The organism is Niastella populi, from assembly GCF_002078015.1.
Taxonomy (GTDB): Bacteria; Bacteroidota; Bacteroidia; order Chitinophagales; family Chitinophagaceae; genus Niastella; species Niastella populi.
In genome coordinates this window covers 1-10,719 of the sequence record NZ_LWBP01000014.1, presented here as the reverse complement: position 1 = coordinate 10,719, position 10,719 = coordinate 1, and the positions used below count along the sequence as shown (strand labels likewise).

Here is a 10,719-nt window from a genome sequence, read left to right as displayed (position 1 = left end):
CAAATGAAAGATTTGCTTTTCCCAGGCCCTGGTAAGAAGTGCTACCACTATATCGAAAAACATCCTTGATTACATTTGTACTTTGACCAATTAATTTCTTTTTAGGACCTTCTTTCTCATCAGTTGCCGGTTCAGGCAATTCTTTAAACTTACTGTGTGATGGATCATCCTGATCAACACTTTGATTTTCGATCTCATAAGGTTTTGCAGCCATCCCATCAGGGTCGATAAAACGTATTGGATTATCATAAGCATAACTATAAACACTCCAACGTCTGCTTAAATCTGCTAACGGATCTACCACATGCCACCTCCCAATCTGCGCATCATACATCCTTGCCCCATAATCATACCACTCTAATCCACTACCATCACTAAATTCTTTCTCCTGCTTTTCTTTACCATTATATTCGAATTTATTGTCCATGCTACCAATAGCCTTCGAACTTATCCCTGCCATCGTTAACCCAAAAGGATAATAATCACCGTCCCTATTTTTATGCTTCCTCAGATTTTGGGGAAGCCATTTTTAAGTGTCTTCAAAGAACTCTAACAGTTTCCAAAATAGGTTTTTTATTTTTCAATTGAAAGAAAAAAATCCGGGCGTACAACCCGGATTTATTAAGTGCTTTAGCTTGTAAGGTTATTAACTACGATCATTGATGAGCTGATTGTACTGGATCAACACATCCTGGACACTGTTGCCGCTGGCGATAATGCGGCCTTCATATTCTTTCAGGAACGCAGCTTCCAGGTCAGGCTGTACTGTCATGATCTTTAAATCTTCACAGCCTACGAGTGTGCAGGGATTTTCGGTAACGATGTAAACTTTCATAAACAAACATTTTTTAAAAGAAAAAAGGAAAAAAAAGAAAGCCTTTCCATTAGTGGGGCGGCGCATAGCGCAGCATATAAATGATGGCCTTGTGTGTGGGCCTTGTGTTTATGCTGCTGCGCTATGGCTGGCTTTGTGCGTCTGCCCGCCCCACTATTTTTGCTGCCTTTTTTATCCTTTTCTTTTAAAAAAGAATAACAAGGCCACTTCTTCCGTGCGTGGGATCAGTACGGCTTACCCCGCCAAGCAATCGCATGGGCTTTGTGCGTGGCTTGCTTTGCGGGGCTGCGGTGTTGGATACTTAACATAATGTGCCTATAGGACAGCCCCTGCGTTGGCATCCGCCAGCTGGCGGATAAGCGTGGCGGGGGATGTACTATAGGAACACATTATGTTAATGTAGCTTCCGCCAGTTCTTGCTGGCATGAGTGGCGCCGTGTGGCTTTAGGAGCGCCACGCCTTTTTGTTTCACAAAAAGCATGACAGCAAAAACTGGCGGCAACACCGCAGAGGCTTGTGCGGATGGCTTTGTGTGTCGGGTCAAGCCTAAGCCGTACTGTATATGGGTTTCTCCTGGCTTCTTATGGTTCGAACTTGTCCCTTTTCTCCATGGACAAAGGGATTCGAACGGACTCAGGCCATGGGATGATGGTTCGCTAATTCATTTTTCAGATCATCGAGGTTGTTCAACTGGTATCGCTGAGTTGAACTTACATACTTATGACCGGCCATGTATTGTACCTGCCGTAAATGATGTTTTCTTAGCCAGTGTGTAATAACGCTGCTCCGTATTTGCTTTGCGTTGATCACTTTTGGATTAAGTTGCTTTAACTGGCTAAACATATGTTGCAGCCGGTTATTGATGTTCTTTTCGCTTATATCCTTTCTCCTCCCCTCTGTAAACAGTTTGCCTTCTTTCCATTTGTTTTTATCCAGGTATTGTTGCAGATCGATCACCTGTATGGCATTAAGATCTAATGTCCGTTCATTTGTTGTTTTAGTTCCGCTGATTCTTATCTTTCCTTCTTTCAGCCTGATATCTTTTCGTTCTATCCTGGTCAACTCTCCAACTGTTACACCCTGATAAACTAATAACCCGAACATGATCTTTTTACTGGCATCTACATTCAACTGGATGCTGTACTGTTTATATAGCTCTTCCAGATCTTCCATGTTCAGCGGGTTAGCGGGTAATTTTCTTACCAGCCCTCTGATGAACACCCCGGCAGCAGGGTTATCCGTTCGCTTCCCTTCATGGATTAAATAATTACAGTAATGACGGATTACACAAAGGATACCATAAGCTGTTCTCTTTGTTACGCCGTTACGCTGGCAATGCCCCATAAAGCTTAACAGTTCATTGTAAGTAAATAAAGCGGCATCGATGTTTTCAGCATTGAGCCAGGCTAGGAACCGTTCAATGTAACCGGTGTAACGATTTACCGTTATCTCGCTGTATCTTTTCTGTTGCAGATATTCAGTAAATGTCATAATGTTTCATTTGCAAGGTGAGTATAAATTTGCGTACTATCCAGGTCGCCATGACCTAAAAACTCCTGTATCTTTTCCAGCTTCATACCGCTTTGCAGTAAATGAGTAGCTATTGAGTGCCGCAGGGTATGAGTGCCTACCTTCTTTTTTGTCTTCGCTTGTTTCACCAACTGCTTTATCCGCACGTACAGGCTTTGCTTTTGCATCGCGTGGCCTTTGTTGGCATCTATAAAAAACGCCTCGGTCTTGTACTCCTGTAATAACAGCGGCCGGCCGTAATCCATATACAACCGCAGTTCCTCATAATTCTTTGCTGCTATCGGTACATACCGCTCTTTGTAACGTTTGCCTTTTCTTACATGCAATAATCGCCTATCGCTGATAATATCCCGGAGTTCAAGGCTGGCACCTTCATTTAACCGCAGGCCGCAACCATAGTACACTGCTAACATCGCCCTGTCTCTTATACCCAGTACACTGTCGCCGGTAACCTCGTATAACGCTTTTATTTCACGCTTCGTTAACCAGGTAGGTTTGCCTTTTATCTGCGGCAATCGTTCCAATACAAAGCCGGTATTGCTTCTGCCGGTTTCTCTTATGTATTGACTGAACAGGTTTAATGCCTGGATGTACTTGTTAATATGCCCCGAACTGAACGGCCGGCCCGTTCGCTCACCGGTTTGCTGCTGCAGATGCCGGATAAACGCTGTAGCGTCTGTTGCATCCAATTGATTGAGCGATAGTTTACCCTGCAGCTCCTGGTAGTATAAAAACTCCTGCACATGGCCGGGCAATACCTGCACGCTACCGCCGGAGTAGTTCAGTAATTGCAACCATTCTTTGAACGCATGGGACAATAAGATGTACTCACTGCTTAAGAGTGTTTTTTTCATAACCGTAAAATTTTTGCTAATAGTCTTATACGGGTGAACTACTGAACCACTGAAGTAAAATGCAGCACTGGACTAATTTTGAGTGGTTCACTAGCTTTACTGAACCACTACTGAACCACTGAACTACTGGCCTTATTTACTGTGTGGTTCTTAACCTGTTCCAGGATGGATTGTAAATGCTGCTCTACGGATGATTTTAAGGCTTCATATTCGGTTATATTCACAATGCTGTACTCGTAGCTGCCTTTGCGGTAACGGTTGCCATTGGCCTTTATATAGCCGTAGCGCACCAGCTCGGCCAGATACCGCTTCATATTCCCCGGATTGATGCGCAGCCGCTCCCTGATGGCTTTGGCATTAAAGGTGTCGCCGCCCGTTTCCTGGCATAGCTGCTTTAGCTGCTCAAAAAAGTTCCTCGTGGCTTTCGTCAGCTCGTCACTCTTACTGAACAGCACATCTTTCAGTAAGGTAAAAGCGGCTTCTATATCTTCCGCTGTTGTGGTAATGTATAGCCGGCCGGTGGCATCCTTTTTTATTTCGCGCTGGTACTGGTGATAGAACGTTACGGCCTCAATAAAACCCAATAATAAGGTCATTGTTCTGCGTGGCTTAAACACCTGCTGCGGCAACTCAATATACTTTGCATACGGGTTAATGATCTGTATGGGACTGAGTACCCGCTGTATGTTTCTAAACAGTTCCTTATACTGCTGTTCCCGCTCCCGGTTCACTTCACCGGCGGCCAGGTTTGCTTGGTACTCGTTTATACGTTTATCCTGCTCCCGGCTCTGATCGGTATACAGCAATATACACCGGTTGGCATTGTCCTCGTATATCTTTTCTTTGGTGGTGCAACCGCTTACACATACCGGGCCTTCAACTGTAAGTGTAATGGTTTTAAGATTCCCTTTGCTGTCCTTTAATGTTACCGTTTTGCTAATGCGCCGTTTGGTTTGTAGTTCCCGCAGCGGATAGAACACACTTAACGCACCGTCCAGGTCTTCGATCAGGATGAGTTTGTTTTGCAACTCATGCTGCTTAAAATAATACAACGCATTTTCGGTGATCTGTGTGATCTCAATCTTATCTTCCTGCGGGATCAGCTCACTGATCCTTTCCTGCAGGTAGGTCTTCCCGCTGCCGCTGGCGCCCAGGAACATGATGTGCAGTGGTATGGGTTGTTTGCGCGTGCAGTACACCAGGTACGCGATCAGGCTGCTGGTTGCTTCTCCTACAATACCGCTCTGGTGTATCATTTGCGCCGTGCGCTGCAATAGGTTGGGCTTTTTTAATTCACTGATGGCGGCTTCTCTTTGAGCAGTTGTTAATTCGGGAAGCGGCTCCTGTTTGGGTTGCAGCGCTTCTATGCGTTTAATGCGGTAGCTTTCCAATTCATTGGTTAACTCACTAACGGTGATTTCCGTTTGCCTGATATTGGCATCATAGTTTTCACTGATGGTTTGTATTAATTGCTCGGTATGTGTTCTGCTGTATAAATCCAATGTATCCCGGATTGGCAATAACTGCTTTTGCTGGTGCTGCACTTTGAGGGTTACTTTCATCCGGTCAAGACCCGTGATCTTGATGCCACCCAGCACTTCTATGCGCAGCTCGCAGTTGTCGTAGATTAACAGTTCAGGATTGGTAGTAATAAGTTTGTTACCTGGTGCCACCAGCATGGTAATGGATTGTGGCTTTTCTTTTTCAATTGAAACAAAAATTTCTGTACGCTGTTCGATCAGGTCAGACAACACTTTCGCATCATCATGCGTGCACAGCACGCTGTTTATATCTTCACCCGCCGGCAATGTCACCTTGCTGATGGTTATATGAGGCAGTAAACTTTTCAGTGTGCCCGCATGCTTTGCAGTGGCCGTTTCGCCTGGCTCGTCGGCATTGAGCATAAGGATAATTTCCTGCAGATCATTCAGGCCGGTAATGGCTTGCAGGTGTTCATCTGTTAAGCCGTTGGTTCCATACAGGGCTAATATTTCATAGTGGGTTGTTATTTCCGGTTGCTGCAACAAACTCGCTGCATCAATGATGCTTTCCGTTAGTATCAGCTTTGTGGCGCCTGGTTTCGGATAACAAGGATATAAACCTTCCCGGCCGGTTAAGTAAAAATGCCGTTGGTCTTTATTATCGGTAGTGCTACGGCCATACAGTGATACAATTTTATTATCCGCATTCTTTAGCGGGAAGATCATACAATCCTTTGCCCACACCTTATGCCCTCCGGCCGGCCTTGGTTTCAGTAACCCATACAGCACCATGCTTTCCACCAGGTGATGGTTCTTGCTCTCTCCATGCAACCCGCCACTGTTAAACGCTACTTCTATTAATTTATAATCAATACACCGGCTTTGCAGATAGGTTACTGCTTTTTTAGAGGATGGAAGGCCGCTCTTATAGTAACTAAAAACTTTTGACAGTACTGCAATTTTATCCAGGTTATCCGCTTTCCCACCTTGCGGGATTTCACTTTGTTCAACAAAAGTTTTGATGCTGGCGGTGGCGGTGATGCAATTACAGCATTATCACCGGCTAGGGCTGTAGCTTTTACCAGTGCCTCATGTTTGCTGCAATTCTCTTTCAATTGTATAAACTGTATCACATCGCCGGTACCGGCGGTGCAGTTGCTGCTGAAGCAGCAAAACGTGTTGGTCTTGGGATAGATCTGCAGGGAAGGCGTTTTATCCGGATGGAACGGGCAAAGCAGCCGGTGGTTCTTATCCGGCTGCAGCCCGTAATGTTGTAATACTTCGTTAATGGTTAGCTGTTGCTTAATGTCCCGTATTTCCATTGGCAGAACGGTTTTGTATGATGAGCGAGTTCTTTTGCAGGGTGATCTCTACCGTGCCGCCAAACGGCACGCTCTTCTCTACTATCCACTCACCATTTACATACTGCACTGGTGTTATTTCACCTGCCTTGCGTTCGTTCCAGCAGAAGGCAACTATCTGCCGCTGACAGGGCGGCTTGACGGAAGGATTGTTTTTCTTGGCCATTGTGGATAAATTTTAATGATATAGTGATTTCGCTACAAACGCAGTGATTTCACTGTATTAGAAAAAATCTATTTCGCTGCATTTATCCTCATTTACTATAAATAACGTGTAAAAATATACCGTATTTGATACTTTTGGGGTGTCATTAAACGCTTTGATGAACTATGAAGCAGAAGCAGCAACTGCCCGACAGACTCCTGGAAGCCAGAAAGAAGAAAGGAATCTCACAGCAAGACCTGGCGCAACAGGCAAAGGTGCATTTTACTAATGTGGGCAAGTATGAGCGCGGCGAAGCTGTGCCCGCTGCTGATATTTTAAACCGGATCGCTAAAGCCCTGGATGTAACTAACGATTATTTACTTAATGGCACAATGCAGGATAAAAGTGCCGATGCGATTTCTGATGAGGAGCTGCTGTCGCAATTCCGTAAAATAGAAAAACTCCCTGACGATAAAAAGAAGCTCGTTAAAGAGTTTCTCGATGCCTTTATTTTTAAAGCAGATCTGCAAAAACAATTGGCCTCTTAAAATGCAAAAGCCCCGAACCGGGGCTTTTGCATTATTGCGGTAGTTCAATTTTCTTTTCATTCCGTTTATACTTCAGATACCAGGTTGTCATTTGTTGCATATCCTTCATAAAATCCTTGTAACAAAAATCCGGCACATACAAATACTCAAAGCTTAATTGCTTACCCATTTCATTACCGGGAACAATCATTACTTTAAACTGCAAAGACTGATAGGGCAATATGCACTCCCCCCTATACGGCGTAGATTCAAATTCAAATGCTGTATCTCTGAAAGAATAACCTAAGCTGTAAAATCGTTGGGAGCTTCTCTGAAAGTGTAAAGGCAATCCCTGTGGTTGACGGCTCTTTAAATTCATAAACATGGAATGAAGTATACAAGCAACGCTGTCACTTAAGTTTTTTATCGTAACATTATAAATACAACAACTATCACCACTCTTTTCTGATTTTAGCAATGTTACCTGTAATTCGCCCGCGCTTTGGCTAAAAGTTACAAAGCCTCCCAGTATAAACACCAAAAACAAAAATATTCGCATATTAGCTGTCTTTTTCATTCTTCATTTTCTTTTGGTTTAGGATGCTGCGGATCGTATCCTCTTAACTCCATACCGTGCAAGGCTCTTACCTTATTTTCATAATCAATCGTATGACCTTTTTGATCAGGGTCCCTTAAAACATATCTAAGATTTCCATGACCACCAACTTCATGATATATTGTTAACCACGGCGGGGCAGAAGACAAGGGTTGACCTGCTGTATTTACTTTTCCAGGATCAATGTTTGCGTCAGTAGTAGGATATACAATACTTACCCTAACATTTTTTGCATCTACTTCTTCTGTCTGTCCCTTCCATTTCATATCCTTGTAAGTCGGATCATAAATCTTTTCGCCATTATCTCCTTGAACATAACTGTTTGGACCAGCACCGACTTTATCATTCTCACTAACCTTGGTTATGGTAAAAGTAACTTCACTTTTAATTGCACCAACAATACCGTTTGCAATTTCCTGTTGCTCTTTAGAGAGTTTATTAATTTTTGATTGACTGTACGCCAGGCGACCACCTTTAAATGAAAATGGATTAGCTTTTGCACTTACCTTTAAACCTTTGGCAGCCCAATCCAATACTTGCTGATTTGTAAATCCTTGTTGTCTCACAGTATCGCCAAGCGGGTCGTTATACGTGATGGGGTTATTCTTCATCCCTGCATATGGACTTTCAGAATAATCAGGTTTGGGATCTATTACATGCCACCTTCCTATCTGCGGGTCATACATTCTAAGATTGGTTGCATACCATTCCAATCCACTGCCATCACTGAACTCTTTATTCTGTAATTCAGAACCTTTATTGAACTTGTATTTGTTTTCAGGTGTTCCAAAGTTAAGCGCTTTAGAACTTATTCCCGCCATCGTTAACCCAAATGGATAATAATGCGTTTCTTCCAATAACGGCCCCCTGTTATGAAACACCTGCAAATTATCAAAGTATACATTTTCCTGGCTCTCGTTGCTACAATATACAAAAACATAACCATTCTTTGGTGCTTTCAGAGAAGGGACACCAACCAGTTGGTGATCTTTCAGAACACCATTACTTCCTACCTGTTGAAATCCACTCCCCGCAAACTTAAACTGCTCGTCAAAGAAGATCCAGTTTATGTATGCCCATGGAGCATCTTCAGTACTTGTACGCGTCGTGAACTGCTCCAGGTCGCCTAACAAACTCGGTGTTGAAATTCCGGCAACCGTCAATCCTTTTCCTACCATTGCAGGAGAACCTAAAAATGCATCGATCAGGCTGCTTACAGGAACAGGGAACTTCTCACTATAGTTGCCGCCGCTATTAAACCAATATGATTTACCATAAATATCGATCTGGTCGCCGGCCATTACTTTTAAGGTTATTCCCAACCCGGTTTTATTGGTGGCAGCGTTTAATTTATATACTTTTCCGCTGTTTGCGGTAACGTTACTATTGGGGTTATTATTATAAGGCGGGTTACCGTTGTTGTTTGGATAATCGGTTAACCCCGTCACGGTTGATTTGTTTACGATATAATCACTTTTAATATCGTAAAAGTCCTTTTCAATATATACCGCATCGGTGCTGGTTGCCAGGTTTCCTTCCAGGGTGGCTGCGGGGTATTGGTCCTGTTTTTGTTCTTCCGTCAACACCATTCGTACATTGCCCAAATGGTCTTTTATAAAATAATCATAGTTGAGCTGCGCTGCAGTAGTTCCCGTAGCCGGAGTAAACCTAATACGGCCCTCTTCATGGCTTACAAATTGTAATACATCATTTTCATAAACCAATCCACCAGCATAAATAGTGGTGGTTGTTTTGGCAGGTGTTACGGTATTGTCTACCGTTACCTTCTTAATTTTGTTTCCTGCTGCATCATATGTAAATGTAATCGTTCCTTTCCCCGCTACAGTTATAACCTCTGGCAGGTTCAGATGATTATAGGTAATACCGCTGATAGCTTTGTTTTTATCGGCATTCATATTACCGTTTACATCATAACTATAATCATCATTTGTGGTATTTTTATCAGTAAAATCGCCCAGCTTGTTATCGGTTGTTCCAAGTGTAGGTTCAGTTACAGACAGCAGTTTGTTGCTACCGGTAATATATTGATAGCTGAGGTCGTCTATCTGGCTGCTGCCGCCTGCTTTTAACCCCCACTGCTGCATTCTTTTTATATTACCATTGTTATCATAAGCGGTATTTACGCTAATACCATCGCCCATTTTCATCGAATAATCAACTATACTCTTTCCCCAATTGCTGCCATTATCATTCTGCTCAAAATCGCCTTTCAGCAAACGGTTTGCAGCATCGTACTCAAAATCATATTTCCTTCTTACCTGGTCGCCTTTGCTTTTCCAGATCATGCCATTGATATTGCCGTTAAACTCACCGCCATAACTGCCAGCCAAAAAATTCCGGTTCGCTTTATTGGTAAGCTTATCATAACCCAGTTCGAAACCAAAAGCCTTACCAGAAGGATTAGTCTCGTCTAAATAATCACGGTTCATACCCAGCAACCAGCCACGGATGTTATATTCATAAGTCAACGTTTCAAGATTATTTGCGCCCAGCGTTTTATTTTTTAACTGCCCCAGCCTGTCATACTCATTTTGTACAATCGTCGTAAAATCCTGTGGCATCGAGCCGTTATTAACTAAACTATTACCTGCCTTCTTTTCAATTTTAGTTATACGGCCAAGATCATCATATGTCATTTGGGTCACAACTTCAGTAGTTTGTGCAGTTCCGGTTACTACCTGTTGCTTTTGTACAATTACCAGTGGCTGGCCAGACCAATTGTATTGCGTAGTCACCACGTCCAACCCGCCGGTTATGTTAGTGCTTTGTACCTGTATTACCCTTCCCTTGTCATCGTAATAACTTACACTATGTAAGAAATCGCCTGTCCCCAGGATCCTTGCTTTCGTCCAGGTGGCCAGACCTTTAATAGTCAGGCTTTTTTGCGGCATTTGCGGAAAGGGCCATGCACTATTATTCGTCGCAGAAAAATAACCATTCCAGGTGGGAAGATAATCTGACAACCCACCCGGCAAACCGTTGTAATCATCATAATGCGTAACTGTAAGTAATTCATAACCACTGCCAGTTGCCGGGTATGCTGTTACATTATTATACGCATTCGTTAAATGGGTATCAAAGCTGGTTCCATTATTAATCCACATACCCGTTTCTACCGGCCTGTTCAGGTTATCATATTTTGTGACCAGCCATTTACCAGCATCCCTGAATTTTGCGTCCTGTACCATTACCAGCCTGTCCCTGCCATCATACACCATATACACTTCACCTGCACCCGGCACCTTCTTTCTTGTCATCCTGTTCCGCTGATCGTATTCATAGCGAAAGCATTGTTCATCGGCCAGTTTACCTGGGCTATAATCAATTACCCAGTTATTTGCGGCTAACG

At 43.3% G+C, this 10,719-nt stretch carries 10 protein-coding genes; 1 reads left to right on the top strand and 9 read right to left on the bottom strand.

Annotated elements, in window-relative coordinates:
• The 7 genes from A4R26_RS04695 to A4R26_RS04665 form a co-directional block, all read right to left on the bottom strand.
• On the bottom strand, window positions 1–427 hold a 427-nt coding region (locus tag A4R26_RS04695; protein ID WP_278248403.1), incomplete at its 3' end, for an RHS repeat domain-containing protein.
• Between the two features lie 219 nt (window positions 428–646).
• Window positions 647–835 (bottom strand): hypothetical protein, encoded by a 189-nt coding sequence (locus A4R26_RS04690; RefSeq protein WP_081161360.1) that lies wholly within the window; start codon window positions 833–835, stop codon window positions 647–649.
• A gap of 633 nt (window positions 836–1,468) precedes the next feature.
• A complete protein-coding gene (locus A4R26_RS04685; RefSeq protein ID WP_081161357.1) occupies window positions 1,469–2,326 on the bottom strand; it encodes a tyrosine-type recombinase/integrase in 858 nt (285 codons plus the stop codon).
• Window positions 2,323–3,219 carry a tyrosine-type recombinase/integrase gene (locus tag A4R26_RS04680; RefSeq protein ID WP_081161354.1) on the bottom strand — a complete coding sequence of 299 codons (897 nt, stop codon included), beginning with the start codon at window positions 3,217–3,219 and terminating at the stop codon, window positions 2,323–2,325. Before A4R26_RS04680 ends, A4R26_RS04685 begins: the two co-directional genes overlap by 4 nt.
• A 107-nt stretch (window positions 3,220–3,326) precedes the next feature.
• A complete protein-coding gene (locus A4R26_RS04675; protein WP_081161350.1) occupies window positions 3,327–5,531 on the bottom strand; it encodes an MTBMA_p00010-related P-loop-containing protein in 2,205 nt (734 codons plus the stop codon).
• Window positions 5,532–5,593: 62 nt separating this feature from the next.
• Window positions 5,594–6,022 (bottom strand): CHC2 zinc finger domain-containing protein, encoded by a 429-nt coding sequence (locus A4R26_RS04670; RefSeq protein WP_081161345.1) that lies wholly within the window; start codon window positions 6,020–6,022, stop codon window positions 5,594–5,596.
• Window positions 6,003–6,227: a hypothetical protein gene (locus tag A4R26_RS04665; protein ID WP_081161341.1), complete on the bottom strand. Its 225-nt coding sequence runs from the start codon at window positions 6,225–6,227 to the stop codon at window positions 6,003–6,005. The genes A4R26_RS04670 and A4R26_RS04665 overlap by 20 nt, the downstream gene beginning before the upstream one ends.
• A 164-nt stretch (window positions 6,228–6,391) precedes the next feature.
• On the opposite strand from A4R26_RS04665, the gene A4R26_RS04660 reads away from it, so the two are divergent.
• Window positions 6,392–6,754, top strand: a complete 363-nt coding sequence (locus A4R26_RS04660; protein WP_081161336.1) for a helix-turn-helix domain-containing protein — start codon at window positions 6,392–6,394, stop codon at window positions 6,752–6,754.
• A 31-nt stretch (window positions 6,755–6,785) separates the two neighbouring features.
• Here A4R26_RS04660 and A4R26_RS04655 read toward each other — a convergent pair whose 3' ends face one another.
• On the bottom strand, window positions 6,786–7,310 hold the full coding sequence (locus A4R26_RS04655; RefSeq protein ID WP_081161332.1) for a hypothetical protein: 525 nt from the start codon (window positions 7,308–7,310) through the stop codon (window positions 6,786–6,788).
• On the bottom strand, window positions 7,307–10,719 hold a 3,413-nt coding region (locus A4R26_RS04650; RefSeq protein WP_278248402.1), incomplete at its 5' end, for an RHS repeat protein. The genes A4R26_RS04650 and A4R26_RS04655, both read right to left, overlap by 4 nt.

Excerpts from the sequence above, each read along its gene's own strand:
- A4R26_RS04690 (WP_081161360.1), bottom strand. The coding sequence starts at position 835 with ATGAAAGTTTACATCGTTACCGAAAATCCCTGCACACTCGTAGGCTGT.
- A4R26_RS04685 (WP_081161357.1), bottom strand. The coding sequence starts at position 2,326 with ATGACATTTACTGAATATCTGCAACAGAAAAGATACAGCGAGATAACG.
- A4R26_RS04680 (WP_081161354.1), bottom strand. The coding sequence starts at position 3,219 with ATGAAAAAAACACTCTTAAGCAGTGAGTACATCTTATTGTCCCATGCG.
- A4R26_RS04670 (WP_081161345.1), bottom strand. The coding sequence starts at position 6,022 with ATGGAAATACGGGACATTAAGCAACAGCTAACCATTAACGAAGTATTA.
- A4R26_RS04665 (WP_081161341.1), bottom strand. The coding sequence starts at position 6,227 with ATGGCCAAGAAAAACAATCCTTCCGTCAAGCCGCCCTGTCAGCGGCAG.
- A4R26_RS04660 (WP_081161336.1), top strand. The coding sequence starts at position 6,392 with ATGAAGCAGAAGCAGCAACTGCCCGACAGACTCCTGGAAGCCAGAAAG.
- A4R26_RS04655 (WP_081161332.1), bottom strand. The coding sequence starts at position 7,310 with ATGAAAAAGACAGCTAATATGCGAATATTTTTGTTTTTGGTGTTTATA.